The following is a 26,890-nucleotide window of genomic DNA, read 5'->3' as shown; positions in this document are numbered from 1 at the left end:
GTCTGGGGTGGTAGAGCACATGTTCCTTCTACTCTCTATAGGAGTACCTTGGCAGCGCTTCGTTTCAATCCGGTGATCAAGGCTTTCTATCAAAGGCTGCTGGTAGCGGGAAAAGCTAAAAAGGTGGCCCTTACCGCTTGTGTGAGAAAATTGTTGGTCATTCTGAATGCTATGTTGAAACATGGAACCCCGTGGAAAACTAGTTTTATAATCTCCCCTTGACTTTTAAGACAGTTGCTTACAAAGGAGGGAGAAATTAATAAAAGCCCTGGATTCCCGCTTCTGCGGGAATGACGAGATTTAAGAGGAAAAACCTCTCTACCTCCCTATGTCCCTCCTTACAAAGGAGGGAGAGGCGGGGGATTTATTTTTTTCTTAAAAGAAGTGTAACCCAGCCGTTTTTTTGTTTTGTTTGAATCAAAGAGAAGAATTTTCCGTAGAGCAAAAAAATCTCTTTATATTCCTCCTTCAATAATCCCGATAAAATCAGATACCCTCGCTGGGAAACGACTTTGCTGAGCTTGTTTTCCAATTGCCGTAACGTCACTGCACTGATATTAGCGGTCACAATAGAAAATGTCTTTTGTCTGGAAATGGTTTTTCGAAAGTTGATCTTCGGGGAAACCCGGTTTTCCTTTGCGTTTTCTTTGGCGGCTTTTAAGGCCACGGGGTCGTTTTCTACCGCTGTGATTTGAGAAATCCCCAGTTTGGCTCCTGCGATGGCGAGAATCCCGCTTCCGGTGCCCACATCAAGCATGACTTTCGTTTTTCCTTTAGTTAAAACCTCTTCCAAAAAAATAAGGCAGGTTCGCGTGGTTCCATGGGTTCCGGTCCCGAAGGCCATTCCGGGGGAAAGGGTGATGACTTTCCGTTTTGTGTGTTTTTTCTCTATTTTTTCCCACGGGGGGATGACCAGTAATTTTTTCCCAATCTTTTGTCTGGGAATAGAATGCTTTTGCCAGGCCGTTTGCCATTGTTCCTCAGGCAACTGCTCCGAAGCGATGGATATTTTTTTTTGGGGAATCAGTGTGGTGAGGGTTTTTCGAATGGACTTTATAATTTCCATTTGAGAAAGGTCTCCGGGGAAAAAGACTTTCAGATGAACGGAACCTTTTTCCTCCTCTACCCAAACACCGTTTGACCCCAGCGCGACCAACCGGGCAGAAGCCTCCTCTTCATATTGTGCAGGAAGGGTTATAATTATTTTATACCAGTAGGTTTGGCGGGTTTTCATTCCCGGAAGTATAAAAACCAGCTACTCTTTATTCAAGTTATACTTTTGGGGTAATAGTTCTATTAAAAGTGGAAGATCGGAAAGGGAGGGTAATGGGGGGTGAATCCACCAATAGGAAGAAATAATTAATGGAGCAATTATTTATAAAGTGGGATTTAAGGTCTATTTAAACCCAAAAATTTAGGCAAAATGTGGGAAATTCAATTAATTTTTTATGCTTTTTTAAATTAAAAAATGGGAAGTTTGTGTTTTTCGCCGTTTTTGTGAAAATACTCCCTTCCCATTTGAAATTAAGTCAATTTTTATTGTTCGGAAGGTGTAATCGCGAGCTCTACCCTCCGATTTTGGGCTCTTCCTTTCTTTGAAGCATTCGAGGTTGCGGGTTGGGATTCTCCCATGCCTACGGTAGAGATATTTTCGTTGGGGATGCCCTTGGACAGTAATTGGACCCTGACCGCGTTTGCACGGTTCTCTGAAAGGCGCTGGTTATATTCATCGCTCCCCACATTGTCCGTGTGGCCCACCACTACGATTCGGTCCTCTGGGTATTTCGCCAAAATGGTGGCGATTTCTTTTACCCGGTTTGAAGCATCTGGTTTTATAGACGCTTTTCCGGAATCAAATAAAATGTCTCCTTTGAGACTCACCAGGATGCCTTCGTCCGTTCGTCGCGTCTCTGCATATTGAGCCAATTCTTTGGTCTGTTTATCTAAGCGGTTTCCAACAGCTCCTCCCAAAAGGGCTCCAGCAGCAGCCCCAATAAGGGCTCCTTTTCCCGCATGTCCAGAGGCGCTTCCAATCGCCGCCCCAATACCGGCTCCCCCGGCGGCACCGACCCCTGTTCCAATGGCCGTTTTTTTACCCGGAGTGGTGCACCCGGTGGCTAAAAGGAATCCTATGATCATTATCGTAAAAATCTGTTTCATTTCCCTCCCCCTTTAATACTTACAATTTTTTTGGTTTGAAATCCCGATCAGGTTACCACGAAATTTGTCCCTGTCAAACTGAACCCTTTTTGTTTTGATTTGTAAAATCATACCCCCGCTACCACGTGGGAGCAACCAAAAACAGATTTTTTTCCTTTTCCCTAATTGAAATCCGTTTTATTTTTTGGAGATTATGAGCTGAACACAAGTATCTTTGATTTGAACACTGAAAGTATCCAGGATATAATCCCTTGACAAATGAGCCTGAAATTTGGTAAATAATTCTGTTCAATTCAACACTTGGAGGTGTTTCGTGTATGCGATTGTAGAAACGGGTGGAAAGCAGTATAAAATGTCCGAAGGGGAGACTCATCGGTTGGAGCTCCTGGAGGGAAACGCAGGGGATACCGTTGATTTAAATAAAGTTCTCCTGATTCAGACTGAAAAAAATGTTCAGATTGGCCGACCTTTCCTTGAGAATACTTCCGTTGTGGCAGAGATTTTAGGCCAGCGCCGTGGAGATAAAGTCCTCATTTTTAAAAAGAAACGACGGAAAGGGTATCAACGGACCCAAGGCCACAGGCAAAGTGAAACCTGGGTGAAAATTCAGGAAATTAAAACAGAAGGTTAAGCAATTGGGGGTTTTCGGATATGGCACATAAAAAAGGGGTGGGTTCTTCCCGAAACGGGAGAGACAGCAACGCCCAAAGATTGGGTGTAAAACGGTTCGGGGGACAGTTGGTCTCCGCGGGCAATATTTTGGTCCGCCAAAGGGGAACCCGGTTTTTACCAGGTATGAATGTGGGCAAGGGAAAGGATGATACCCTTTTTGCAAAAATCACAGGTGTGATTGCTTTTGAGCGGGAGGGAAGAGATAAGAAGAAAATCAGTGTTTATCCTTCCAGCCAGTAGTTCTCTCTCTTAATAATTCCTTCCTTTTTCCCTCGGTTCGTTTCCAAATTTTATAGGGCTTCAGGCGTGCCTTTGGACGCGCCATCTTTTTGAGGGAACCAAAGCGTGTTTGTCGATCAGGTTAAAATATTTGTGAAGGCCGGAGACGGCGGAAACGGTTGTGTGGCTTTTCGCAGGGAAAAATACGTTCCCAAAGGGGGGCCCAGCGGAGGCAACGGCGGAAAAGGGGGAAGTGTGGTATTGCGCGCTTCTCGAAATCTGACCACCCTTTTGGATCTTCGGTATCAGCAACATTATCATGCTCCGAGAGGACAGCATGGCCAGGGGAAGGATTGCACAGGGAAAGACGGTGTGTCTTTATTGATCCAGGTTCCCATGGGGTCATTGGTCAAGGAATTTGAAACACAAGCGGTATTGGGAGATTTAAATCGCGACGGGGAGGAACTCCTGGTGGCCCGGGGAGGTTTAGGGGGAAGGGGGAACGCGGAATTTGCCACCTCTACACGTCAAGCGCCCATGTTTGCCGAGGAAGGAAAAGAGGGGGAGTCCCGGTGGTTGATGCTGGAATTGAAATTGCTGGCGGATGTGGGCCTGGTGGGTCTTCCCAACTCCGGAAAATCCACATTGATTTCTTCCATTTCCTCCGCCCGCCCCAAAGTGGCTGATTATCCGTTTACCACCCTCACCCCCCAGCTTGGGGTGGTTTCGTGGGGGGATTTCAAAAGCTTTGTGGTAGCCGACATACCCGGGTTAATTGAAGGTGCCAGTGCGGGAAAGGGGTTGGGGTATCAATTCCTCCGCCATATCGAACGAACCCGGCTTCTGCTTCATTTGGTGGATATCTCCGAGTCGATAGAGGGCGATCCCGTTGCCGATTTTAACGCGGTTCGCCATGAGGTTTCAGTCTACAGCCCGAAGGTCGGTGAGAAACCCTTTGCCGTAGTGGCCACAAAAACGGATATAAAAGAGGCAGGCGAGAAGTTAAAAAAATTGGAAGACCATTGCCGGGCACAGGGGTTTCAGTTTTTTGCGGTATCCGCCCCCACCCAAGAGGGCATGAGGGAGCTATTGAATTTTGTGGGGCGGCAGATTAGTATTCTTCAAGCCTCTTCCGATGAGTTGGATAAAGAGAATGGATCCCAAATTAGAGAAAAACTTTCCTTCCCGGTCTGAGCTGCTGGAGCAGGCCAAACGGATCATCATTAAGATCGGAAGCAGTACGGTTTCTTCCCGTGAAACCGGTCTTGATCATTCCCGGATTGAGCATCTGGCTTCTCAAATGTCGGATATTAAAAAGAAGGGTAAAGAGATCATTGTGGTTTCCTCAGGGGCCATATCCTCGGGGATGAAGATTTTGGGAAAAAAGGAATCGTTGAAAAGCATTCCCTTAAAACAAGCTGCAGCGGCAGCGGGACAAAGCCGCCTGATGTGGAGTTATGAGAAAAGTTTTAGTTTTTTTGGGGAACGGGTCGCTCAGATTCTTTTGACTCAGGAAGATCTGTCCAATCGAAGGCGTTTTTTAAATTCCCGTAATACCTTAACCGTTCTTCTTGAGCACGGGATCATCCCTATCGTCAATGAGAACGATACGGTGGCGATTGAAGAGATTCGCTTCGGAGATAATGATGCGCTGGCAGGACTGGTGACCCATTTAGTGGATGCCCAGCTGTTGTTGATTTTATCTGATGTGGACGGCCTTTTTACATCCGACCCCGGAACCAACCCTTCGGCCACGCGGGTGCCAGTGGTGACGGAGATGACTCCCCAGATTGAGCGGCTGGCTTCCGGACGGACTTCCAAGGAGGGAACCGGGGGAATGCAATCCAAACTGCAAACCGCCAAAAAGGTTTCAGGTTTTGGGGTGGCCACACTGATCATCAATGGAAAAAGTGAAAATATTTTAGAGCGGGTGTTTCAAGGGGAGGAAGTGGGAACCCTCATTCTTCCCAAAGGGGGACGGAAACCCAGTCGGAAAAACTGGATCGCCCATACCCTTCGGGTAAAGGGAAAATTATTTTTGGATGAAGGGGCAGCCCATGCCCTTTTAAAAGGGGGAAAAAGCCTCCTGTCCTCCGGGATTTTAAGGATTAATGGAAAATTTGGGGTTGGGGACCCGGTCTGTTGTATTGATCCGGATGGGCTTGAGTTTGCGAAAGGCCTGGTCAATTATTCTTCTTCGGACATCGATAAAATTAAGGGTTGTAAATCCACCGATATTGAGAATATTTTAGGCTACAAAGATTTTGATGAGGTCATTCATCGGGACAATTTGGCTCTCTTGAACCCCTAAATGGATCGGTTGGGTTGGATGAGCGTTTTTAAAAGAGGGGAACCATGGACATAAAAGGGCATGTGAGTCAGCAGGCCCAAAAGGCCCGCGAAGCCTCAAGACATTTGGCTGTGCTTTCCTCTGAAATCAAAAACAATGCTTTGAGGGCAATGGCCGATGCGTTGGTCTCTGAAGAGAAAAGTCTTATTTCGGAAAATCAAAAGGATTTGGAGAACGCAAAAAGCCAGGGGTTAGCTCCAGCCCTTTTTGAACGGCTCACACTAAACCCAAAAAGAATACACGACATGGCAAAGGGACTTCTTGAGGTTTCAGCACTTCCGGATCCTGTTGGGGAAGTGGTTCGGATGTGGAGACGCCCCAACGGAATGGAGGTGGGAAAAATGCGTGTGCCTATTGGTGTGATCGGGATTATTTATGAATCCAGGCCCAATGTGACTGCGGATGCCGCCAGTCTTTGTCTCAAATCAGGCAATGCGGTGGTGTTAAGGGGCGGTTCGGAAGCCATTCATTCCAATCGCAAAATTGCGGAGCTTCTCATTCAGGCAGGCGTTCAGGCAGGGTTACCCCCTGATTCCATCGGATTTATCCAAACACCGGATCGTGAAGCGGTGTTGCATTTGCTGAAGCAGGACCGGACTATTGATTTAATTATTCCGCGGGGCGGTGAAGGGTTAATCCAGTTTGTGAGTGAGCATTCCACTATTCCGGTCATTAAGCATGATAAGGGGGTTTGTCACACCTATATTGATGAACATGCGGATATAGAAATGGCAAAAAAGATTTCCTTCAACGCCAAGGTCCAGCGCCCCGCAACCTGTAATGCCATGGAAACATTGTTGGTACACGAAGGTGTGGCGTCTGCTTTCCTTCCCCCGATGATTTCCGAATTTCAGAAAGCGGGGGTTGAAATCCGGGGGTGCCCCAAAACCCAGGCGATTGTAGCGGGGATTCATCAAGCCACGGAGGAGGATTGGGGTACTGAATATTTATCGAACATCCTTGCCGTGAAGGTCGTGAAGGATATGGACACTGCCATCACTCATATGGAAACCTACGGCTCCCATCACTCCGAGGCCATTGTGACCCAGGATTATGCCCGGGCCATGGCATTTCTCCGGAGGGTGGATGCCTCAGCGGTTTTTGTAAATGCGTCGACCCGGTTAAGTGACGGGTATCAGTTTGGGCTGGGCGCAGAGATTGGCATCAGTACCACCCGAATCCATGCCAGGGGCCCAATGGGGTTAGAAGAGCTGACCTCCTTAAAGTTCATTGTTCTTGGAAACGGACAGGTTCGCGGCTAGCCTTTCATTTGGGGAGTGAAAAAATTCTCGGGAATGCAGATCGGGTTATTCGGGGGCACATTTAATCCTGTCCATCAATGCCATCTGGTGGTTGCGGAACAGGTCCGTCAGCGTTTGGGATTGGATCAAATTGTTTTTGTTCCCGCAGGAGACCCGCCCCACAAATCCGAAGAAACCATATTGGATTCCAAGCACCGGTTGGAGATGATCCGTTTGGCCATTCAACCCTTTCGGGAATTTTCGGTTTCGGAAGTGGAGGTCAAACGACCGGGGAAATCCTATGCCGTGGATACCCTTGAAAAGTTAACCGCTTCCGATTATGATGGGGATCATCTGTTTTTCATGTTGGGACTGGATGCTTTTTTGGAAATCGGGACCTGGAAAAATCCGGAAAAGCTTTTTTCCCTTTGCCATTTTATTGTTCTTTCCAGAAAAGGGTTTAAATTTAAGGACGTGATCCAGGTTCCCCTGATCCCCCAGGTTCCCGAGGAAACACTGCATCAATTGGACCTGCAAAAGATGACTCAGGTGGATATTCCCCTGTCCTCCGGAAAACAGGTGCACCTTTTGTATGTTCCCCATTGCGAGGCGTCTTCTACCCAGATTCGGATTCTCCTAAGCCGCGGGAAACAGACGAAAAATTTATTGCCCCATTCGGTGGAATCATATATAATTAAAAATAAGCTTTACCAGCCGCTGGAGGCGAAACCGTAGACTCAAGAGAAAAATCCCTCATTGCCGCAGAGGCAGCCCTTGAAAAGCAAGCCATTGAAGTGGTTGTGCTCAACGTCAAAAAGTTTACGGATATTGCAGATTATTTTTTGATTTGCTCGGGGGATTCTGAGCGGCAGGTCAAGGCGATTTCCGATCACATTGAGGGGGCCCTTAAGGAAGAAAAAGAAATCCCTTTCAGCGTGGAAGGGTTAACTTACCTCAATTGGGTATTATTAGACTACAATGATATCGTGGTACATATCTTTAAACAAGAATCTCGTCTTTTTTATAATTTAGAGCGTTTATGGGGGGATGCCCCCCGTTTGACCCTTCCCCAAGACCCTTTAAGAAAACCCGCCATTGGATCGGAACAGGGCGGGCAAAGCAGCCATGGTTTTACATAATGATAAAAGGGGATTAATCCGTTTCCGGAGGTTCCTCCCTTCATCGTTTTCACAGCGGTTGGATTGATTGGGGCCGTTGAAGCATTTATCGTTTGGAACCATTGAAAGATGAAAGCCCTACCGAAAAAATAAAGAGGAAAGGCGGTCAATATGCGGGTTTTTATTTTCTTTCTTTTAGTGCTATTAGGGATCGTCGGCTACTTGGCGATTCTTAACCAGGGAAGTGTTACCCTTCACTTGCCGGCGGGAATCGTGTTGGATCTCCCCATTGTGGCCTATCTCCTTTTGTCTATGGCTTTTGGAGGAATTCTGGTTATCCTGGGGGTGGGAATTAAGGAAACAAAAAATCTGTTTTTAAATTGGCGGTACTCCCGGAAACAGAAGAAAGAAGAAAAAGTCCAGGAATTATATACCGAGGCGGTTAACGCCTTTTTAGCCAAAAGACAACAGGATGCCATGGCTTTATTTCAAAAAATTATTGGAATTAGCCCCGGTCATGTGAACTCCCTTCTCCGGTTGGGAAATATTTACCGGGGAGAGAAAAATTATGGGGAGGCCATTCGGCTTCATCGAAAAGCCAAGGCTCTGGAGGAGAACAACCGTGAAGTTTTATTGGCCTTAGGGCGGGATTATGAATTGGCGGGTCGGTATGAGGAGGCCATTTTTTCCATGCGGGATGTCCTGCGATTGGATGGAACCAACCTGACGGCTTTGTTTCAGCAGAGGGACCTTCTCATTAGCCTGGAGCGGTGGGAGGAAGCCCATGAGCTTCAGGAGAAAATTGTCAGCTGCTCTCTGAGCGAAAGCGACCACAAACGGGAACGGTTAGTGTTTCTGGGAATTAAGTATGAATTGGGAAAACTTTATTCCAAAGAAGGGCAAGGGGAAAAGGCCCGACGCTTTTTTAAAGGGGCAATTAAAATCGACCGGTCTTTTTTACCCCCTTACATGGGTTTGGGTGAACTCCTATTGGGGGAGGGGAAACATCAAAATGCCGCGGAGCTTTTGGAGAAAGCCTTTGAGCTTACCGGAAACATCATTTTGCTGCACCGGTTGGAGAGGCTTTATTTGGACCTTAATTCACCGGAGCAGATCATCCGGATTTACCAGGAAGCGGTGCAGCGGGACCCGGAAAACAAGGTCATCCGTTTTTATATGGGAAAGCTTTATTACCGCTTAGAGATGATCGATGATGCATTTGATACCATTGCCGAAATGGAAAACACGGAAGAACGTTTTCCGGACCTACACAAAATCCTTGGAAATATTTATGTGCGACGAGGGCAGTTGGATTTAGCAGTTGAGGAATTTAAAAAAGCCCTCAACCTTAAAAAAATGGTTGTCATTCCCTATTACTGTCCCCTTTGTGATTTCCACACCACAGAATGGGCGGGGCGATGCCAGCGGTGCGGCGAATGGAATACCTATATCGCGACCCCCATATTAAACCAGAGAAGTAAAGTTCAACCCGGAAAAGGAACTCTTAAACTCAGTCGGGTTTCTTTTAATTAGCCTAGGGCACAGTACGAACTCATCCCAAAAAGCAACGAGGAAGACTATGAACCCTTTTGAAACATTTGCGGAAAAAGCCCTTCGGGCTGAAGCGCTGAAGCACTCTGAATGTGTCGAGGTCCTTCGTGCGGAAGGAGAGGCACTTCTTCCCCTGATTCACGCGGCCTTTCGCGTTCGTAAAACGTATTTTGGACGGGGGATCAAACTCCATCGTCTGATTAATGCAAAAAGTGGCTTATGTCCTGAGGATTGTGGTTATTGTTCTCAGTCCGCTGTGTCCACTGCCCCCATCGAAACCTATCCCCTTCTTTCAAAGGAAAAAATCCTTCGGGAAGCGGAAAACGCCGTGGCGGCCAAAGCCCTTCGCTTTTGTATCGTGACCAGTGGTCGGGGGCCGTCCCTGCGAGAAATTGATCAAATCGGAGACACCGTTCGGGAAATTAAAGAAAAGTTTCCCCTGGAAATTTGCTGTTCCTTGGGTCTCCTGTCACCTGAACACGCGCGATCTCTTAAGAAAGCCGGAGTGGATCGCATTAACCACAATATTAATACCAGTGAGAGGTATCATTCTTCCATCTGTAACACCCATGGTTTTTCCGATCGGATCCAGACTTTAAAAAATGCCAAGTCGGCAGGATTGGATATTTGCTCCGGGGGAATCATCGGCATGGGGGAGTCCGAGGAGGATATTATCGATTTTGCCATGGTTTTTCGAGATCTGGAGGTGAATTCCATACCGATTAATTTTCTCAATCCGATCCCGGGAACCCCGATGGAGGGGATGGCCGATTTAACACCCTGGAAATGCATTAAGGTTCTATGTTTATTGAGATTTTTAAACCCTTCCCGTGAAATTCGTTTGGGGGGGGGTCGAGAAATCAATCTGAGGTCTTTACAGCCTTTCGCCCTTTTTGTAGCGGATGCTTTATTTGTAGAGGGCTATCTTACAACGCCGGGCCAGGACTCGGATGCAACGCAAGAGATGATCGAGGAAATGGGTTTTCATGTGGAGCGTGGAGCCCTCTCTTCCCAAAAGGCGGGGGTATGACCGGGGATGAGCGGGAGGTCGTTGAGAATTTTGCGCTCCGGCAGGCCAACCGGGTTTTGCTAGAAGATTTGCTGGGTCATGATATCTTTCAAAAAATACAGACCGACCGCTTGAATGAAAAAGAAAAATCTTTTCTTTTTCAATTGGCCCTGGAAGAAGTAGCGGACCTTCGTACCTACGCCAAGGTCCATTTCCATCCCAAAGTAAACCGGCTTCTGGAAAACGCAACGGCAGTTCAAAAAATACTCGGAAAATAATCATTCCCCCCTTTAACGTTGGGAGTGTATGGCTCTCTCCTGCTTTTTTGGAAAGGTTTTAAATTATCTCCTTCCCACCCCGTGTCAGGTTTGTGGCCATTTTCAACAAGATGGAACCACCCAATGGTTTTGTCACTCCTGCTGGAGCGACATTCCATGGATTAAACATCCGGGGTGTATTCGTTGCGGGAAACCGTATTCGGCCGAGGCGACTTTCTCTTATCCCTGCGGTCAATGCCAAATGAAGCCCCCATCTTTTGACGGTTGCATTTCAGTGGGGTACTATGAAGGCACTTTTTCAAAGGCCATTCAGCTTTTTAAATTTCACAAAAAAACCCAACTGGCTTTTCCATTCACCCACCTGATGGTTTCTTCGCTGAGGAAGCTTCCAGGAATTGATCTTTTAATCCCTGTCCCTCTTCACCCGAAACGGTTAAAGGAGCGGGAATTCAATCAATCTTTTCTTCTAAGCTATCATATTAGCCGTTTTTTGGGATGGCCCATGAGGCCCAACCATTTGGAGAGGGCCAAATATACCCCACCCCAAATTGGGCTCAACGCCTCTGCGCGGATAAAAAATATGAAGGATGCTTTTAACCTAAAAATAAATGAGAAATTAAAAGGAAAGAAGGTTCTCCTCATTGATGATGTATTGACCACGGGGGCCACGGTAGAGGCCTGTGCCCGGTTGCTTAAAAGAGAAGGGGGTGTAGAGAAGGTGTTTGTGGGGACACTGGCCAGGACGAGGCCTGTTTAAGGCAAAATCCCTGGATTTGACAATTCCGGCCTTTATCTGCGAAAATAAAACGATAATCATCAGTTAGAAGGTCTTGGAATCCCTTCTTAGGCCTTTTTGAGGGTTTTAAGTTTTCCAGGAGGAGTTGAATGAATATGAGATTTTTAAAATCTTTTTTGTGGATTGCCGTTCCTTTTTTTCTTTTCCATCCCTTGACGACTTTAGGCCAGGAAGATCCACTGACCGCAGGGGAGATTGTGGAAAAGGCCGAGAAATTTCCAGGAAATGACCAACGCTCTAAAATCACCTTTAAAATCAGGGAAAAAGACGGGACGGAACGTAAATTGGTTTCGGTTCGGTTTTGGAAAAATTATCAGGGAAAAAATGGGCTCGACTCTAAGACATTGATTTTTAGTGAATATCCTCCTGATCAAAGGGGTTCAGCGTTTATGTCCTGGTCCTATCGTGCGGAGGCCGGAAAGCCCGATGAACAATGGATTTATATTCCATTTATTCGGAAGGTTACAAGAATTCCGGGAAAAGGGGATGAAAGCTTTCAGGGATCGGATTTGAAAGCCTCCGATATGACTCCCCGGGAAGTGAACTTGGATCGTCATTCCCTGGTTCGTGAGGAAACCATAGAGAATAAGGATTATTATGTGATCAAGAGTAGCCCCAAACAGAATGACCCCAACTATCCCTACAGCAAGGTGGTGAAGTGGATCACAAAAGATAATTTTTTAAAAGAGCGGTTGGATTATTATGATGAGAATGAAATTCTGGTAAAAAAACAGCATATTTCATGGAAACAGGTTGGAAAAGTTTGGGTGTGGGAAAAAGTGGTGATGACCAATTCGGTCAATTCTAATCAAACGGTTCTCACGTTTAGTGACATTCGAATTGGCACAGGACTTTCTGATAACCTTTTTAGCGAACGTTCGATGAAGGCGGGCCTTGCTAAGATCCGATAGGATTCATGGGAAAAAAATGGGCAAACACATTCAACACTCGGGTTTAAAGAAGAAAATAATATTTTCCATCCTTTGGGTGGGTTTGGCGACGGGGATCATCGGCCTCTCCTCTGCCTACTTTATCGGAAAATCCTCCTTGTCCCGTGCCATCGGAGCCAATTTTAAAAAATTAGCCCAGGTGACGGCAGAAAATATTGAAAACACCCTCCGGCTTCGTATCGAAGAGGGTCGTCTATTGGCCAGTTCCCATGCCGTTCTGGTGACGGTTGAGGATTCCAATTCTTTTTATGAGGGAAGTGCGGAAGAGGAAATCCAGCAACGGTTAATGCAGGTTGAAGAGCGTTGGGTTCATGCCCAAGGAGTGAATGCCTTTCTGCTGGAGGTTCTCAACAACAGGGCCACAACCTATTTGACTCAGTTTTCGGAAAAAAATCGGGAAGGTGGAGGTCCTCTTTTATTGTTTGCAACCAATGAACGGGGCGCAGTTGTAGCCGCAACCGAAAAAACCTCCCACTATTATTTTGGTGAAGAAAAATGGTGGAAGCAAGCTTTTCAAAAAGGGGAAGGGCAACTCTACATTAGCGATTTAGAGCAAAACGAGGACCTGAATGCAAGAATTTTGTTGATCGCAACTCCCATTCAAAAAGGGGGTCAGAATATTGGGGTGGTTACCATGATCTATGATGTGGCTTCTTTTCTGGGAACGGCGACTACCTCTAAAATTGGAAAGACGGACCTGACCATGATTGCGGGGTCGGACGGGAATCTAATTTTTAATCCTGCTTCTCCCGGTCAGTCACAACCTCTTCCTAAAGGAATGATTGGAATCCTTCAATCGGGGGGCCCGGGGTGGGCCAGCACAAAGGATGATCCTCGATATCCGGGCAAGGAAGCCATTACCGGTTTTGCCCCGGTTTCCATTACCTCTAAGCTGGGGGAAGGGAATTTTGGAGGAAAAAACTGGACTGTTTTTACCAGCCAGGACCCCCAAGAAACGTTTGCCCCTGTGTATAAACTGCTTCAATGGATGGTGTTTATTGGTCTCTTAGGGTCAGGTGTTTTGGGGTTTTTAGGCTTTGTGGCGGCTCGCCGGATTGTCAAACCCATAGAGGAACTCCAACGGGGAACCGAACGAATCGGGGAGGGGGATTTGAACTACCGGATTCATTTAGAAACGCATGATGAGATCGAAGATTTGGCCAATAAATTTAATGAAATGACCTATAAAGTAAAGCTGGCGCAAATCAGTTTAGAAGAACAGGTTAAGGAGAGAACCAAAGAACTGGAACAGCAAAAAAAGGAATTGTTTGTTCTTTATTCCATCGCATCAGCCCTGAACAAATCTCTTCATTTAGATGAGATTTTACAGGAAACGCTTAAAAGACTTCTAGAGCTAACCCATGCAGACGCGGGACTGGTCTGGCTTTCCACCGATAACAAAGGAGGAAAGTTTTCCGTTGCGGCGACCCGAGACCTCCGTCCCGACCTTCCACAAAATGAAAATCTATTGCAATTGGTGGATCATGTGGGACATGTCATTCTGAAATCAGGATCCTTTTGGACTTCGGAGAATCTCTCATCCGATGAAAGGGTTTCGAACCTTCCTTTTTGGGATATTGGGTTTATGTCCGTCAATGCAATTCCGTTGATTTCAAAGGGAAAGGTGTTAGGAGTGTGCTACCTCCTGCACAAAAATATTCATGCACTCACCTCAAAGGAAATCAATTTATTAAGTACCATCGGAACACAAATCGGAATTGCAATTGAACATTCTTTGCTTTTTGCAAACCACCTCTTCAAACAAATCGAGGATGAAATTTAACTTATTCTCCTTTATTCCTCTCATTTTTTATTTTCGTCCTATGTCCATAGAAAAACACAGGTTTCCTTTTTCCCTAAAGAAAATAAATAAAATTTTTTTTTTAGGGATACTCGGTTTTATTGGGGTTTGGTTTTTTCTGGGCTGCCAAACCGCCCCGGTGACCGGAAGATCCCAGCTCATTTTAATTTCGCCTGGAGAAGAAGTTCAAATGGGCCTTTCTGCTTATCAGGAGGTGTTGGGCAAGGCAAAGCTCAGTACGGATCCCAGTATCAATGAGATGGTCAAGCGGGTGGGGGCCCGAATTGCCGCTGTTTCCGAACGGCCCGATTTCGAATGGGAGTTTAATGTGATCGACGATGATGAGATGATCAATGCGTTTGCCCTTCCCGGGGGAAAGGTCGCGGTTTATACTGGAATTCTACCCTATACAAAAGATGAGGATGGAATGGCAACGGTTTTGGGCCATGAGGTGGCTCATGCACTGGCCCGTCATGGGGCAGAGAGAATCAGCTCAGGAATTTTGGCTCAAATCGGTATGGTGGGGTTAAATCTGGCTTTGGAAGACCGGGATCCCCAGGTGGTGCAATCCGTAAATGCTGCTTTTGGTTTGGGTGTAAATGTTGGGGTTCTACTCCCCTTTAACCGCAACCAGGAATCCGAAGCAGACCACATCGGTCTATTTTTGATGGCAAAGGCAGGGTATGATCCCCGTAAAGCGGTTGGATTCTGGCAGCGAATGAGCCAAACCAAAAAAGAAAAACCTCCTGAATTTCTCTCCACCCATCCTGCCGATGAAAGAAGAATCCGGCAGATTCAAGAATGGCTTCCTGATATGCTGAAAGTATATCAGACCGCTTCGCAAAATCCTTGATAATGGGAGAGGGGTAGCGCTATCCTCTCCCGTTCGAGGCGGTTGCCCAAACAGAGAAACTGTGGTATAAGGCCTTTTATGGAAATTAAACGCAAGCACGGGCGGATTACATTTTTAGCAGATGCGCAAGTTCATTCCCCCCGGCAAGGAATTTCTTTTGAGGGATCCATTACCACTTTGGGACGGCAAGGATTGGGTATGTTTTCCCAAGGTTTTTTAGAAAACAATGCCCCGGTTGAAATTTTGGTGACCTTTAAAGATTCAAAGGGTACCCTTCACAAAGAACGTGTCCGGGGCCGTGTCACGGGGGTTAAAATCGGGGTGGATGGAAATACCTTTGGGGTGGAATTTAACGAGAAAATTAACCAGGACCAAAACCCTGCCCTCTACCAATACCTTTATCAAGCCCCGACTCGGATATCCTAAACCATGAACCCTATTTATTATTTCGACTTTTCCTCACCTGTTGGGCAGATTGTCCTCTATGGAACCCCGGAGAGCCTTTCTAAAATAAAAATCTTCCCCCATTCCCGGAAAAGCATATTTTCCGCGGATGAAAAAAAATTTTCTCTTCAAAAAAGAAGTGATCTTTTTAAAATTTGGCTGGATTGGTTTGAGAACTATTTTGAGGGAAAGGTCCAGCCGGTTAAAGGGCCTATCCAATTTTCCGTCGGGACACCCTTTCAGCAAAAAGTTTGGAAAACACTTCTCAAAATTCCTTTCGGACAGGTCAAAAGTTATAAATGGATGGCGGAGAAGACAGGCTCTCCACAAGCGGTGCGTGCCGTAGGTCAAGCCAATGGGAAAAACCCTTTTCCGATTTTAATTCCCTGTCATCGGGTCATTTATAATAACGGATATTTAGGAGGATATACCGGAGGCCTTGGAATTAAGCGTCAACTTTTAGAGGTGGAGGGTTGGTCTGTGCAAAATCACCGCGTAGTTAAAAAACTTCCTTTGTCTTTCCCTCTCTCCCCCCCTCATCATTCCCGCAATCTTTAAACGGGAATCCAGAAACAGGGTCTAGACTAGACCCCGCCTATCGGGGAGTAACCATCTTAATACCTCGGAGCATCCTCCGCAGTAGTTAATTTTGAAAAAGGGCCGAATTTAATGAAAGGAAGATCTGCTGATTTTATTTTAAAGCTAATCATTTTAGACCGCTTCATTGTTGGGACTCTATTAATCCTTCTTTCTATGGGATTGTTTAACCTCATTGGTAGAGATTTAGCGACTCTGGTTAGGGGTTTTGTTGAGGCTCTCAATTTGGATGTGGACAACCATTATATACAACTTTCCTTAACCTATCTCTCATTAGTGAATAACAAAATTGTCTTTGGAATCTCTTTGGGGATTTTTTTATACGGTGTTTTGTACCTCATTCAAGGGTATGGGCTTCATTTGAGGAAAAGATGGGCGGAATATCTCACGGTGGTTGCAGTCGGCCTTTTGATTCCTTTTGAGATTTTCGAGGTTCTCCAAAAATTGACCTTATTCCGTGTCAGTGCTCTGGTGATCAATATCGCCATTGTGGTTTTCCTAATCCGGCATAAAGAGCTTTTCCCAAAAAAAGAAAAGCCTCATCTGAAACGGGCACAAGAACCAGTCCTACCCAGGTAAAATGATCCATAAAGCCAAAAAAAACCTTATCTAAAAAGATTTATAAAAACAATCGAATAAGAATTTTAGGCTAAATTTAATGGGGGATCAGCCTTAGCTCCCACCTTCACTCCTTTCTCCCCTAAGTAATACCCTATTTTTTTAAGAAAAATACCCTAAATCTCCTATTGACATTTTTGATAAAAAAGCGGTATTTTCAATTTAGTTTAAGGTAAGTAGGACACCTTCTATCATGGCAAACTGCCGGAAACGGTAGGGCGCAAAGTCACGGAGCTTTTCCCCACTTTTCCCTCCCCCTTAATGGGGGAGGGTTGGGGTGGGGGTGTAAAGAGTAGAGCTAGCCGGGCCACCGAGGTGACAAGAGAATTTTGTCATATCGGATGCTCGGCTTTTTTTATTCCTGTTCGGGTTCAATACGGGGAGGTTAACTTCGTCATTCCCGCAGTTTTTAAGCGGGAATCCATCTTTATAATTTCTTTGAGGGCGTTTCAACGGATATGGACAAAGTAGAAAACCTCTTGGTCCAAAAATTAAATCTTATTGGAAAAAGTCCTGCCTTTTCCCATGTCATGGAACAGTGCACTTCCGTTGCCCCTCATGAAACCACCGTTCTCCTTTCGGGAGAAACGGGGACAGGGAAAGAAATCTGTGCACGGGCGATCCATGAATTGAGTCAACATGCTTCAGGTTCATTTATTCCCGTTGACTGTGCTTCCCTCCCTGAGGCCCTTTTTGCAAATGAGTTATTTGGTCATGATAGGGGGGCTTTTACCGATGCCCATGAAACCAAACAAGGGCTCCTTTCTCTTGCTGAAGGGGGAACTTTTTTCCTGGATGAGGTAGAGAGCTTATCATTTGGCTCACAGGGTGTGCTCCTTCGCCTCTTGGAAAATCGAACCTGGCGTCCATTAGGTTCCCAAAAATTTTATTCACTCAAATGCCGTGTTATTGCGGCAACAAATCAGGATCTCCTTGGGCTGGTTTTAGCAAAAACCTTTCGACCAGACCTGTATTACCGACTCTCTGTTAATGTAATATCCCTTCCCCCTTTAAAAGAAAGACGGGAAGATATCCCGCTTTTGGTTCAGCATTTCCTAAGCCAATATGGTCCAACTTATCAAAAAGAAGGAATCCATCTCTCTAAGGAAGGGATTGAAACTTTGTCGGACTATTCCTTTCCCGGGAATGTCCGTGAACTTCAGAATATTCTCCAGCAGGCCATCATTCGAACATCAGGGTCTTGTATTAAAACCGAGGATTTGCAGGTTCCTTCAACCGGATGTAAATATCCTTCTGATTGTTCATGGTCAGAGGCCAGACGACAGGCCCTTTTGGCTTGGGAGAAAGAATTTCTATCCAAAATGCTATCTACCTCATCAGGGAATATTTCTGAAATGTCCCGAAAACTAAAACTCAGTAGGCAGGTCCTTTATCGCCTCCTAAAGCGGCATAACCTTAAACCCCCTTCCCCAAATGAAACGCCAACACCTTCATCTCTTGATAAAAAAGACCAAAACCCCCTCAAACCTGTTATCAAATAGGTGACATCCTGTTTCTTTTAGGCAACCCATAATTTCCCTTTAAAAATAAATAAAATTTATAAAGTTCTCTCCATCACCTGTTACCCAAAAGATGACAGTTTAAGGAAAACAGAAATTCTAGAGAAAAACAGATTTTCCTTTTAAAATAGTTACTTAAAACAAAAATAAAAAGTGGTCTGCTCTTTGCACTTCAAGAAAGTCAGGAGGAAAAGTTGGAAGAGCCTCTGACTCAGGAACGTGGGAAGGTCATACTGGAAATACTAAAGTATTTGAATAAACATCCTGAGTCGGGAGACACGTTAGAAAATATTGCGATGTGGTGGATTCCTCCTGAACGCATCCGGCCTCTTTTAAATCAAGTGGAGGGAGCGGTGGGGTATTTAGTGGAGCGAGGACTGATAAAAGAAATCCCTCTTCCTGGGGGAAAAAGGTGGTATCGGGTAAATCTCAACAAAAAAAAGGAGGCGGCCCAATTACTTCGGTCTTTATCCGATGACGGTTGGTTTGCTGGACCATCAATATAAATGAGAACTAGGTTTGTTTAGTTGATCTTGTTTATTTTGTTTGTCTGGTGTTGGAGGTCAACAAGACGAACTAGACAAACCAAACAAACCAGAGGAACCAGACAAACTAGACTTCGGCGTGAGCCCCTGTGGTGAGCAAGGTTGAACCATCGGTCGAACGCCAAACTAAAAAACCACCTTCTATCATGGCAAACTACCGGTGACGGTAGGGCGCAAAGCTACGGATCTTTTTCCCGTTTTTCCCTCCCCATTATAAATGCGGGAGGGTTAGGCTGGGGGTGTAAAAGACAGCCGGGCCACCGAGGTGACAAGAGAATTTTGTCATATCGGATGCTCGGCTTTTTTTTTAGGCTGGATTTCCAATTCCTTCGCTCCGATCGGCACAACGGTCTCCTCCCTCCCGCGCTCGCTTTCGCTCGCTGTGCCGTAGAGCCCCGAGGGGGCTACGACCCTTTACGGGGTAAATACCCCCGGGCAATATGAGCCAGAGGACCCCCTCTTTAGACAGGGGTGAATGGATTTTCTCACAGAAGGCGAGTCAAGCAAGGCTTGTCATTGAAAATTGTCCCGGCTTGCCCGGGGGTATCCATTTTCACTGGGTTAATCACAGATGTCCCCTAATAGCAAAGAAACAAGAGGCAGAATAAATAAAATTTTAGTTGAGAGACTTCATCTCGTAGGTGAAAGCCCGCAATTTTTACAGGCAGTGGATCAATGCTTGGCTATTTCTCAAAATGATATAACCGTTCTCTTTTTGGGTGAGACGGGAACCGGAAAGGAACTCTTCTCCCGATGGGTACACCAATTAAGTCCCCGTGCTTCAGGTCCCTTTGTTCCTGTGGATTGCGCTTCGATTCCCGAAACGCTTTTCGCCCATGAGCTTTTTGGCCATGAAAAGGGTGCCTTCACGGATGCCCGTGAAGAGAATAAAGGACTCCTGGCTGAAGCCTTAGGGGGCACTCTATTTTTGGATGAAGTTGAAAGTTTGCCTGTTGGAGCACAAGGAACTCTGTTGCGCCTCCTCGAAAATCGAACCTGGCGCCCTCTGGGTTCAACGACATCTCAGGCACTCAATTGTCGGGTGATCGCCGCCTCCAATTAGGATCTTTGTCAATTTGTTGAGGCCAAGGCTTTTAGGAGTGACCTCTATTATAGATTGACTGCCTATGTCCTATTCTTGCCTCCTTTACGCGAGAGAAAAAACGATATTCCTTTACTTATTCAACATTTCTTGAATCAATTCGGGCATGCTTACGGGAAAAAGGATGTGACCATTTCGGAAGAGGCCCTGGTTGCACTTTGTTCCTATGACTTCCCGGGAAATATCCGTGAGCTTCAAAATATACTCCAACAGGCGATCATTAAAAGTTCCGCCGGGAGCAGTATTACATCTGAGGACTTTCCTTTTTCTTTAAGCCAAAGTGAATTCTCCTTTAAATCCTGGAAGGAAACACGTCGGCAAGCTATTCTTTCTTGGGAGAAGGAATATCTTTCGCGGGTCTTAACAGCTTCATCGGGTCATAAATCTTCCGCAGCGCAACGGCTTCAACTAACCCGTCAGATGCTATACAAACTTATGAAACGGCATCGGATGCTTTAATGTTTCCCTTCACGACATTCCTACCGGGCAGGCGGGTCTGACTTCAGTCATTTAGCTTTCCCTCAAAATTCCGTCCATTCCGATAAATAAGTTCAAATCGGCCTTTGTCCGATGGCTTCCAATTCATACGGTCCGAAAACGATCCTCTCTCAAATGGTCCTTTTCATAAGGGCAATAGATTTTCCGTCGTTGGCCAAGCTTTTTGTCAACCGTGAGTGAAAACAGGTCAACTAATAGTTGACATTAATTTTCCCTTTAAAATCAATGGAGTGGCTATCTTAAGCGTTAATCCCTGTCAACTATTAGTTGAAAAAACCCGGAAATCAGCTTTGATCAGAAAAGCAAATTCTTTTTTATTTTCAGTAACTTAAAATGAGACGACGGACATGGCCTAATCCTTGCACATATTGATTTAGGAAAAGAAGATGGAAGGACCTCTTACTCAGCAAAAATACAAACTCATAAGGGAGATACTTCAATACCTTAACAAGCATCCGAATTCAGGGGACACCATCGAAAATATCGCCATGTGGTGGATTCCGTCGGAGCGCCTGATTCCCTTATCCAGAGAAGTCGAAGACGCATTACGTTATCTGGTGGACTATGGCCTGATCCATGAAATGATTCTACCCGGGGGAAAGAAGTGGTTCAGGGTTAACCCGGATAAAAAACAAGAGGCCAATCAATTATTAAATTCGCTTTCCGATGGAGGTTGGTTTGTGGGTCCATCCATTTAATAAAAAAATGCCGTTAGGGGTTAGGCGTGAGGCGTAATGGGGAAAGAAATAAAAAGCCAAATTAACCAAATAAATAAAAAGAACCAAATAAACCAGAGGAACCAAAAAAACGAGACAAACCAAACAAACCAGAGAAACTAAATAACCACCTTCTATCATGGCAAACCACTGGTGACAGTGGGGCGCAAAGCTACGGAGCTTTTTCCCGGTTTTCCCTCCCCCCTGCCTGCCGGCAGGCAGGGGGGAGGGTTAAGGTGAGGGGGAAAAGAATAAAGCCAGCCGGGCCACCGAGGTGACAAAGTTGTTTGTCATTTTGGTTGTCCGGCTTTTTTATTGCGAAAGACGTTTCATCGGAAATAACTGGTATTGCAAGAGTGATAAATTATGAAAAAAATTAAAATTCCGCCTAAATTAGTTTTTTTTGTTCTTGTTGTAGTTTTGTCTTTCATCCCAAACTTTGTTTTGCCTTTATATGGCGCACCAAGAGCTGTGATCCCGGTTCAAAGCATTGAGGATGAGTTACTCCCAAATGGCCTTTTTGGAAAAACAGCCTACCTTGAAGTGGTTGATCCCACCACCGGTTCACTTCTCCATAGGATCCAACTATTAACCCAAGAAAATGCAGAAACTTATTTAGTTGATAATATAGATGCGGTGGTAAGCTCAGATGAAACAAGAGCCATAGTTCCCGTTATGAGCACCTCCACGGCATACCTTGAAATTGTCGATATTGTATCAGGAACTTTAGTATCCAGAATAAAACTTCTCAATGGCAATAATGAACCGACCTTTTTAGTGAACGATGTTGATGTAGTTTTAACACCAGATGGGTCCAAGGCAATTATTCCCGTCCAGAGTCGGTCGCCTGAGGTCCTTCCGGGCGGGAACACCGCCTCGACGGCATATCTTGAAGTTGTAGATATTGGGACCGGGAACCCGATTACGGTTCAATTACTAAATCAAGAGGGAAATGAAACCACTCTTGTCTTAGGAGGTGACGTGGTTTTGACCCCCGGTGGGGCAAAAGCTGTTCTTCCTGTTGAGAGCAAAGCACCTGAGCTCTTGCCAAGCGGAAATAATGACAAAACTGCCTACCTAGAAATAGTGGATATTCCCACGGCGACCTTAGAATATAGAGTTCGCCTTTTAAACCAAAACAACGATCCTACCGTTCTTTTTGGAGATATTGATATACTGGTAACTCCCGATGGGACTAAAAGCTTGATCCCAACACAAAGTGCTTCTTTAGAGGCTCTTCCGAGTGGTTCTGGGGCTACCGCTTATCTTGAAATTGTCGATATCGGAACGGGGGCTCTAAGTTCAAGGGTACAATTGCTCAATCTTAATAATGGGCCTACACAATTAAAAAATGGTGTGGATGCAGTATTAGTACTTCCAGGGGGAACCCAGGCTATTGTTCCTGTTCAAAGTCAGGTTTCGGAACTTTTACCTAGCGGGAATACAGATACGACGGCTTACCTTGAAATTGTTAATATTTCCACTGGGGTTTTAACTTCAAGGGTACGGTTGTTAACCGTTTCGAATGATGGAACCGATTTGGTCCGGGATGTAGATTCGGTAATTACCCCCGATGGTGCCAGGGCTTTAATTGGAGTCCAGGGAAGGTCCGTTGAAACATTTCCCTTAGCCACCGCGAATACAGGCTACCTTGAAATAATAAATATTAGCACTGGTACCTTGGAGTCAAATGTTCGATTGGCCACTACAAGCAACTACCCCACCAAATGGGTTGCGGGTGTGGACGTTATTTTAACTTCGGATGGAGCAAGCGCCTTTGCACCTGTGGAGAGTGTCGGGGAACCCTTTTCTTATGGAGTCTATCTCTATTATGGGACAGCCACATTGGGAATTGTGACTGTGGCCACCGGTTCTTTAACCGATATGATTCCGCTTCTGAATCATACCGGAACCATAACCCGCCTGATATTGGATGTGGACCCCATTTTAACCCCCGATGATTCAAGGATTTTGGTTTTAGTCGCCAGTGATGGCTTGGAACAATTTCCTCTCGGGGATTGTTTGGGGGGATGTGGAACTCCTTATCTTCAAATTATCAGGTTTACTCCCTTTCAACATAACCGTATCCGGTTGTTAAATCAAAATAATACCGAAACGATTGCAATTAACGGGATTGATCCTGCCCTGGTCCCGGATGGAACCAGGGCCTTGATTCCCATCCAAAGTCAGGAACGCGTAAAAATCCAGCCACCCGGCCAGCCGCTTCCGAGTTTTGATCGCACTGCCTATCTTGAAACAGTGAATTTGGTAGCATTATCTTCAGCGTTTTTGGAATATAGAACCAAACTTCTTACCACAGTGAATGGCGACACTGGTTTTGTCACGGGTGTTGATGTCACCGGCCACGGAAGCGGAACCATTGGGGATGTTTTTGATGCGGATGCAGACATGGCCCCCGAATATTTTGGGACGGTGACTGTCACAACCACCACCCCCACGACAACCACTACCCTTCCCGATTTTGGCGATGCGCCCGATCCATTTTTGGGAGTTGCTCCTCCTAATGTTCCTGCTCCTGGGAACTACCCCTCTCTCCTTTCACATAATGGGGCAAGACACCTGGACTTTTCAAAGGAATGGTTGGGTGATATCTCTTTATTTCCTCATTGTGTGTTGACTCCTGCTTCTGCAGATGGCGAATCGGATGCCAAAGTTGCTAATTTGGATAATCTTGATAATGGGGTAAGAATAATTGATCAGAATGGTAACATTGTTGTGAAATTAAAAAAAGGAGGTTTGTATACAGTTGAAATTTTGGTGAGTACTTCTGGCCAAGGACCTCTTCGATACGGAGCTGCCTCAAACCAAAAGCTTTACTTGCACGGGTATTTTGATTGGAATCGAAATGGTGATTGGGAAGAGGGGATGCAATTTCACGAAAGTCTAAATCCGGCAGTCCCTGGGTGGGGAAATCCAAATTTAGATCAAGGTGTTGGAGGGTCTTGTGCTCTTCTCAAAATTCCGTTAAACGTTCCCTCAAATGCGGAGTTAGGGAACTTTTACGCCCGGTTCAGGCTAGATTATGGGGAAGACGTTGGAATAATTGCGAATCCTGTCTGTATCCGAAATAAAGGAGGCCCTGGTGGGGGGCTTTGCGAAGATGTTGGAGAGGCACAGTTTGGCGAGGTGGAAGATTTTCCATATGAAATTATCGCTGGTGATACGCCTGATGGCCCGGACGGCGGAAAAAAGTCAGGATACAAGTGGGAAGATCAAAATGGAAACGGTGTGTGGGATGTAGGGGAACCACCGCTTCCAGGGTGGGAGATCATACTTTATAAACAAGGAAGTCCACCGGTTCCATTCAAAATTACCTCTACCGATCACAATGGATACTATGAGTTTGATGGTCTTCCTGTCGGGTCTTATGAAGTTTGTGAACGTTGGGAAGCATTTTGGATACAGACATTTCCCAATGGCTGTTATTCTTTTAATATTTCATCTCCTGGGGAAGTCCATACTGATAATAATTTTGGAAACCAATTTGATTTTCCCCCTCTTTGTACGTTGACAATATATGGTTGGAAATGGAATGATTTAAATGGGAATGGTATACATGAATCAAATGAACCTTTTTTACCAGGATGGAAAATATTTGCGAAGGGACAAGATGATTTATTCGGAAATCCCATTTCAGATTATGAAATAACCGATATGAATGGATTTTACCAATTTGATGAGTTGCCTTGCGGGGAATATGATATTTTTGAAGAGGTAAAACCTGGTTGGTCCCAGACCTTTCCTTCGGGTGGGTCTTATCATCACATCGTTTCCACCCCTTCAATTTTTAAGGATGAGGATTTTGGAAACAAAGAATTAATAATAACCACCGCGATTAGACTTATTAATTTACGGGTCCATCCATTTGGGAGTGGAAATCTTATTGAGTGGACCACGGGATCAGAGATTGACAATTCGGGATTTAACATTCTCCGAGGCCAATCGTCCCATGGGCCGTTTGAGAGGATTAATCCTGCCATAATCCCGGCAAAAGGAATTTCTCCGGCCGGGGCTACCTATACCTTTGTGGATTCATCGGTAGATAATGAAGAAACCTATTACTACCATTTAGAAGATATTGATACCCGGGGAGTGAGAACAGTCCATAACACGGTTTCCGCAACACCGCTTTTTGCTTCCAATACGCCCGTGTCTAGTGATTCAACTTCGAATATTTCTCCTCAAACCTCAACATCCGACCTACCAGGTTCTAATTCTGGAAGGACCACAACAACTTCAGTAGATCACGGGTTAGAAATTTCTGGATTTGGGAAGTCGTGGGAGGTTGAAGGTCAAGAAGGATTTATCTACCAAATCCTGGTGCCGGATGGGAGTGGTTTAACGGTTTGGCGGGTGGGTTCTGAACCAATGGCCGAGTTAGGAAATGATGAACGTATTGCAAGTGAGGTGGTATTGGAAATCCAGGGGGAGGAAGGTTTAGGGTTTAAAGCCAAAGGCAAAGAGAGAAAAGTTGTATTAAAGTGGATTGCAAGGAATATGGACGACGGCTATTTCCTCTGGAGGAGTAAAAGAGGGGAGAAAGACAGTTTTATACAAATTACCGATTACCTTTTGCCTTCTTTTGATATGGAGCAATCTGACAAACCGCTGAAATTTGAATATGCGGATACGGGTGTAATACCCGGCGTGGATTATTCCTATAAGCTGGAAGCGGTGGATGTTCTGGGCAAAGCACAGTTTGTGGCATCGGCATCCGCGAAGGCGATTGAGGGGCCTTCTGAAACGGAGGAAGAAAAGAGTGAGGATGAGAAAGGGACCGAAAAAAGAGAGACCAAACCGGTAGAGGCAGAAGTTAAAGTTGGTGAAGGGGAGACGAAGGGAAGAAAATTCATGGATTCCCGCTGAAGGATTGCGAGAATGACGGGAAGAGAAGAACCCTAAGATTTCTCGTTTCACTCGAAGTGACATATGGGAGGAGGGAGGGCGTAAAGCCCTGTTAGGGCCACGCCCCTTTACGGGGGAAAGGAAATAGTAAATCATAATTCCCTATATACTTCTTTTCGGTGTTTTATCGCAAAGATGGTGACTTCTTTCCGAAGATCATCAACGGTATAAAGGATGCGATAATCTCCTTGTCTAATTCGGAAAGTTTTGGGTTTGGTATGAAGCTGCTTAATTTGTTGGGGGAAAGGGTTTGAGGTAAGACTTAAAATGATTTTATCTATGCGTGTTAAATCCTTTTTGGGGATTTTGGTCAGTTGTTTCTCGACCGACTTTTTGACAAGGATTTTATACATTCATTTCTTTTTGCGAAAAATCTTTTTGCGAACGGTTTCATATGGAATTGAATCCTCAGCGATGTGTTCTTTGACATATTTTACATCTTCGAGATCTTCGAGGCGATCAAGAAGCTTTTTGTATTCTGTCATATTAATGATAACGGCTTTTTTCTTGCCGCGTTTGTCAACAATATATGTTTCCTTTTTTAGGGGCTTCATGGTGATAACTCCTCGTTTTGGAACTAAATACTCCATTAAATTTTATATCAGTAGGGAACAGGAATGTCAAGGAAGGGGTAAGACCCTAAAACAGAGATAGAACGAGGCTCCGCGGTCTAAAACCCCTCCCCTCGTGGGAGGGGATGAAGGGGAGGGGGAACCTGCACGGTTACCTTTCACCCTCTCCCTAACCCTCTCCCATCAGAGGGAGAGGGAACCATTTGGAATCCTCTATCTCTAATGGAATGGACCCATCCCTCTTTCAAAATGTCTTGAGCTAAGGCATGATGGATGTTGTTAAAAGTCTCAAACATTCATCCAACAAAAGAAGGAGGGTCCAACATGAACGTTACCATATTAGGGATAGATATC

General features: G+C 45.4%; 29 protein-coding genes and 3 riboswitches. Of the genes, 24 read left to right on the top strand and 5 right to left on the bottom strand.

Going from position 1 to position 26,890, the window contains the following annotated elements; genetic code table 11:
- A partial coding sequence (locus tag VGB26_02565) for an IS110 family transposase (GenBank protein ID HEX9756670.1) occupies positions 1-222 on the top strand: 222 nt, incomplete at its 5' end.
- 142 nt (positions 223-364) lie between these two features.
- On the opposite strand, the gene prmA is transcribed toward VGB26_02565, so the two are convergent.
- Both prmA and VGB26_02555 read right to left on the bottom strand, forming a co-directional pair.
- The gene (gene prmA / locus VGB26_02560; protein HEX9756669.1) at positions 365-1,234 is read right to left on the bottom strand and encodes a 50S ribosomal protein L11 methyltransferase; all 870 of its coding nucleotides are present in this window, start codon (positions 1,232-1,234) and stop codon (positions 365-367) included.
- A gap of 302 nt (positions 1,235-1,536) precedes the next feature.
- Positions 1,537-2,160 carry an OmpA family protein gene (locus VGB26_02555; protein ID HEX9756668.1) on the bottom strand — a complete coding sequence of 208 codons (624 nt, stop codon included), beginning with the start codon at positions 2,158-2,160 and terminating at the stop codon, positions 1,537-1,539.
- Positions 2,161-2,473: 313 nt separating this feature from the next.
- On the opposite strand from VGB26_02555, the gene rplU reads away from it, so the two are divergent.
- The 19 genes from rplU (at position 2,474) to VGB26_02460 (ending at position 18,683) form a co-directional block, all read left to right on the top strand.
- A complete protein-coding gene (gene rplU, locus VGB26_02550; GenBank protein HEX9756667.1) occupies positions 2,474-2,791 on the top strand; it encodes a 50S ribosomal protein L21 in 318 nt (105 codons plus the stop codon).
- A 20-nt stretch (positions 2,792-2,811) separates the two neighbouring features.
- On the top strand, positions 2,812-3,072 hold the full coding sequence (rpmA, locus tag VGB26_02545; protein ID HEX9756666.1) for a 50S ribosomal protein L27: 261 nt from the start codon (positions 2,812-2,814) through the stop codon (positions 3,070-3,072).
- Positions 3,073-3,177: 105 nt separating this feature from the next.
- Positions 3,178-4,245 (top strand): GTPase ObgE, encoded by a 1,068-nt coding sequence (obgE, locus tag VGB26_02540; GenBank protein ID HEX9756665.1) that lies wholly within the window; start codon positions 3,178-3,180, stop codon positions 4,243-4,245.
- Positions 4,205-5,362, top strand: a complete 1,158-nt coding sequence (gene proB / locus VGB26_02535) for a glutamate 5-kinase (GenBank protein ID HEX9756664.1) — start codon at positions 4,205-4,207, stop codon at positions 5,360-5,362. Before obgE ends, proB begins: the two co-directional genes overlap by 41 nt.
- 44 nt (positions 5,363-5,406) lie before the next feature.
- Positions 5,407-6,663 (top strand): glutamate-5-semialdehyde dehydrogenase, encoded by a 1,257-nt coding sequence (locus tag VGB26_02530; GenBank protein ID HEX9756663.1) that lies wholly within the window; start codon positions 5,407-5,409, stop codon positions 6,661-6,663.
- A gap of 15 nt (positions 6,664-6,678) precedes the next feature.
- Positions 6,679-7,377, top strand: coding sequence for a nicotinate-nucleotide adenylyltransferase (gene nadD, locus VGB26_02525; protein ID HEX9756662.1), 699 nt, complete (start codon positions 6,679-6,681; stop codon positions 7,375-7,377).
- Between the two features lie 20 nt (positions 7,378-7,397).
- The gene (gene rsfS / locus VGB26_02520) at positions 7,398-7,781 is read left to right on the top strand and encodes a ribosome silencing factor (GenBank protein HEX9756661.1); all 384 of its coding nucleotides are present in this window, start codon (positions 7,398-7,400) and stop codon (positions 7,779-7,781) included.
- 150 nt (positions 7,782-7,931) lie between these two features.
- On the top strand, positions 7,932-9,293 hold the full coding sequence (locus tag VGB26_02515; protein HEX9756660.1) for a hypothetical protein: 1,362 nt from the start codon (positions 7,932-7,934) through the stop codon (positions 9,291-9,293).
- Positions 9,294-9,339: 46 nt separating this feature from the next.
- Positions 9,340-10,341, top strand: coding sequence for a biotin synthase BioB (gene bioB / locus VGB26_02510; GenBank protein ID HEX9756659.1), 1,002 nt, complete (start codon positions 9,340-9,342; stop codon positions 10,339-10,341).
- The gene (locus VGB26_02505) at positions 10,338-10,598 is read left to right on the top strand and encodes a hypothetical protein (protein HEX9756658.1); all 261 of its coding nucleotides are present in this window, start codon (positions 10,338-10,340) and stop codon (positions 10,596-10,598) included. Before bioB ends, VGB26_02505 begins: the two co-directional genes overlap by 4 nt.
- Positions 10,599-10,626: 28 nt before the next feature.
- A complete protein-coding gene (locus tag VGB26_02500) occupies positions 10,627-11,355 on the top strand; it encodes a ComF family protein (GenBank protein HEX9756657.1) in 729 nt (242 codons plus the stop codon).
- A 134-nt stretch (positions 11,356-11,489) separates the two neighbouring features.
- Positions 11,490-12,305, top strand: coding sequence for an outer membrane lipoprotein-sorting protein (locus tag VGB26_02495; protein HEX9756656.1), 816 nt, complete (start codon positions 11,490-11,492; stop codon positions 12,303-12,305).
- 16 nt (positions 12,306-12,321) lie between these two features.
- Positions 12,322-14,127 carry a GAF domain-containing protein gene (locus tag VGB26_02490; protein HEX9756655.1) on the top strand — a complete coding sequence of 602 codons (1,806 nt, stop codon included), beginning with the start codon at positions 12,322-12,324 and terminating at the stop codon, positions 14,125-14,127.
- Positions 14,128-14,284: 157 nt separating this feature from the next.
- On the top strand, positions 14,285-14,998 hold the full coding sequence (locus VGB26_02485; protein ID HEX9756654.1) for a M48 family metallopeptidase: 714 nt from the start codon (positions 14,285-14,287) through the stop codon (positions 14,996-14,998).
- Positions 14,999-15,076: 78 nt separating this feature from the next.
- Positions 15,077-15,424: a PilZ domain-containing protein gene (locus VGB26_02480; protein ID HEX9756653.1), complete on the top strand. Its 348-nt coding sequence runs from the start codon at positions 15,077-15,079 to the stop codon at positions 15,422-15,424.
- Between the two features lie 3 nt (positions 15,425-15,427).
- Complete coding sequence (locus VGB26_02475) at positions 15,428-16,000, top strand: methylated-DNA--[protein]-cysteine S-methyltransferase (GenBank protein ID HEX9756652.1); 573 nt, start codon at positions 15,428-15,430, stop codon at positions 15,998-16,000.
- A 111-nt stretch (positions 16,001-16,111) separates the two neighbouring features.
- Positions 16,112-16,618 carry a DUF2127 domain-containing protein gene (locus tag VGB26_02470; protein HEX9756651.1) on the top strand — a complete coding sequence of 169 codons (507 nt, stop codon included), beginning with the start codon at positions 16,112-16,114 and terminating at the stop codon, positions 16,616-16,618.
- A gap of 224 nt (positions 16,619-16,842) precedes the next feature.
- A riboswitch (cyclic di-GMP riboswitch) is annotated at positions 16,843-16,972 on the top strand.
- 143 nt (positions 16,973-17,115) lie between these two features.
- A complete protein-coding gene (locus VGB26_02465) occupies positions 17,116-18,159 on the top strand; it encodes a sigma-54 dependent transcriptional regulator (protein HEX9756650.1) in 1,044 nt (347 codons plus the stop codon).
- A 212-nt stretch (positions 18,160-18,371) separates the two neighbouring features.
- On the top strand, positions 18,372-18,683 hold the full coding sequence (locus VGB26_02460) for a hypothetical protein (protein HEX9756649.1): 312 nt from the start codon (positions 18,372-18,374) through the stop codon (positions 18,681-18,683).
- A 177-nt stretch (positions 18,684-18,860) separates the two neighbouring features.
- A riboswitch (cyclic di-GMP riboswitch) is annotated at positions 18,861-18,987 on the top strand.
- Between the two features lie 42 nt (positions 18,988-19,029).
- Here VGB26_02460 and VGB26_02455 read toward each other — a convergent pair.
- Positions 19,030-19,161, bottom strand: coding sequence for a hypothetical protein (locus tag VGB26_02455; protein ID HEX9756648.1), 132 nt, complete (start codon positions 19,159-19,161; stop codon positions 19,030-19,032).
- A gap of 132 nt (positions 19,162-19,293) precedes the next feature.
- On the opposite strand from VGB26_02455, the gene VGB26_02450 reads away from it, so the two are divergent.
- From VGB26_02450 to VGB26_02435, 4 genes are all read left to right on the top strand, one after another.
- Entirely contained in the window at positions 19,294-19,785 is a 492-nt protein-coding gene (locus tag VGB26_02450; protein ID HEX9756647.1) for a sigma-54 factor interaction domain-containing protein, read from the top strand.
- Between the two features lie 165 nt (positions 19,786-19,950).
- Positions 19,951-20,283 (top strand): helix-turn-helix domain-containing protein, encoded by a 333-nt coding sequence (locus VGB26_02445; GenBank protein HEX9756646.1) that lies wholly within the window; start codon positions 19,951-19,953, stop codon positions 20,281-20,283.
- Between the two features lie 425 nt (positions 20,284-20,708).
- Positions 20,709-21,020, top strand: a complete 312-nt coding sequence (locus tag VGB26_02440; GenBank protein ID HEX9756645.1) for a hypothetical protein — start codon at positions 20,709-20,711, stop codon at positions 21,018-21,020.
- A 149-nt stretch (positions 21,021-21,169) separates the two neighbouring features.
- Positions 21,170-21,312: riboswitch (cyclic di-GMP riboswitch) on the top strand.
- A gap of 92 nt (positions 21,313-21,404) precedes the next feature.
- The gene (locus tag VGB26_02435; protein ID HEX9756644.1) at positions 21,405-25,925 is read left to right on the top strand and encodes an SdrD B-like domain-containing protein; all 4,521 of its coding nucleotides are present in this window, start codon (positions 21,405-21,407) and stop codon (positions 25,923-25,925) included.
- Positions 25,926-26,056: 131 nt separating this feature from the next.
- Here VGB26_02435 and VGB26_02430 read toward each other — a convergent pair whose 3' ends face one another.
- Both VGB26_02430 and VGB26_02425 read right to left on the bottom strand, forming a co-directional pair.
- Positions 26,057-26,317, bottom strand: coding sequence for a type II toxin-antitoxin system RelE/ParE family toxin (locus tag VGB26_02430; GenBank protein ID HEX9756643.1), 261 nt, complete (start codon positions 26,315-26,317; stop codon positions 26,057-26,059).
- A complete protein-coding gene (locus VGB26_02425) occupies positions 26,318-26,518 on the bottom strand; it encodes a hypothetical protein (protein HEX9756642.1) in 201 nt (66 codons plus the stop codon).
- Positions 26,519-26,890: the final 372 nt, after the last annotated feature.

The organism is Nitrospiria bacterium (assembly GCA_036397255.1).
Taxonomy (GTDB): Bacteria; Nitrospirota; Nitrospiria; order DASWJH01; family DASWJH01; genus DASWJH01.
Note: the sequence above shows the minus strand (reverse complement) of the source record. Positions and strands in the feature narration are given on the sequence as shown.

Bases quoted from the DNA above. Each gene is read 5' to 3' on its own strand.
- prmA (HEX9756669.1), bottom strand. From the start codon at position 1,234: ATGAAAACCCGCCAAACCTACTGGTATAAAATAATTATAACCCTTCCT.
- VGB26_02555 (HEX9756668.1), bottom strand. From the start codon at position 2,160: ATGAAACAGATTTTTACGATAATGATCATAGGATTCCTTTTAGCCACC.
- rpmA (HEX9756666.1), top strand. From the start codon at position 2,812: ATGGCACATAAAAAAGGGGTGGGTTCTTCCCGAAACGGGAGAGACAGC.
- proB (HEX9756664.1), top strand. From the start codon at position 4,205: ATGGATCCCAAATTAGAGAAAAACTTTCCTTCCCGGTCTGAGCTGCTG.
- VGB26_02530 (HEX9756663.1), top strand. From the start codon at position 5,407: ATGGACATAAAAGGGCATGTGAGTCAGCAGGCCCAAAAGGCCCGCGAA.
- VGB26_02515 (HEX9756660.1), top strand. From the start codon at position 7,932: ATGCGGGTTTTTATTTTCTTTCTTTTAGTGCTATTAGGGATCGTCGGC.
- bioB (HEX9756659.1), top strand. From the start codon at position 9,340: ATGAACCCTTTTGAAACATTTGCGGAAAAAGCCCTTCGGGCTGAAGCG.
- VGB26_02505 (HEX9756658.1), top strand. From the start codon at position 10,338: ATGACCGGGGATGAGCGGGAGGTCGTTGAGAATTTTGCGCTCCGGCAG.
- VGB26_02500 (HEX9756657.1), top strand. From the start codon at position 10,627: ATGGCTCTCTCCTGCTTTTTTGGAAAGGTTTTAAATTATCTCCTTCCC.
- VGB26_02495 (HEX9756656.1), top strand. From the start codon at position 11,490: ATGAGATTTTTAAAATCTTTTTTGTGGATTGCCGTTCCTTTTTTTCTT.
- VGB26_02490 (HEX9756655.1), top strand. From the start codon at position 12,322: ATGGGCAAACACATTCAACACTCGGGTTTAAAGAAGAAAATAATATTT.
- VGB26_02480 (HEX9756653.1), top strand. From the start codon at position 15,077: ATGGAAATTAAACGCAAGCACGGGCGGATTACATTTTTAGCAGATGCG.
- VGB26_02475 (HEX9756652.1), top strand. From the start codon at position 15,428: ATGAACCCTATTTATTATTTCGACTTTTCCTCACCTGTTGGGCAGATT.
- VGB26_02470 (HEX9756651.1), top strand. From the start codon at position 16,112: ATGAAAGGAAGATCTGCTGATTTTATTTTAAAGCTAATCATTTTAGAC.
- VGB26_02465 (HEX9756650.1), top strand. From the start codon at position 17,116: ATGGACAAAGTAGAAAACCTCTTGGTCCAAAAATTAAATCTTATTGGA.
- VGB26_02450 (HEX9756647.1), top strand. From the start codon at position 19,294: ATGTCCCCTAATAGCAAAGAAACAAGAGGCAGAATAAATAAAATTTTA.
- VGB26_02440 (HEX9756645.1), top strand. From the start codon at position 20,709: ATGGAAGGACCTCTTACTCAGCAAAAATACAAACTCATAAGGGAGATA.
- VGB26_02435 (HEX9756644.1), top strand. From the start codon at position 21,405: ATGAAAAAAATTAAAATTCCGCCTAAATTAGTTTTTTTTGTTCTTGTT.
- VGB26_02430 (HEX9756643.1), bottom strand. From the start codon at position 26,317: ATGTATAAAATCCTTGTCAAAAAGTCGGTCGAGAAACAACTGACCAAA.
- VGB26_02425 (HEX9756642.1), bottom strand. From the start codon at position 26,518: ATGAAGCCCCTAAAAAAGGAAACATATATTGTTGACAAACGCGGCAAG.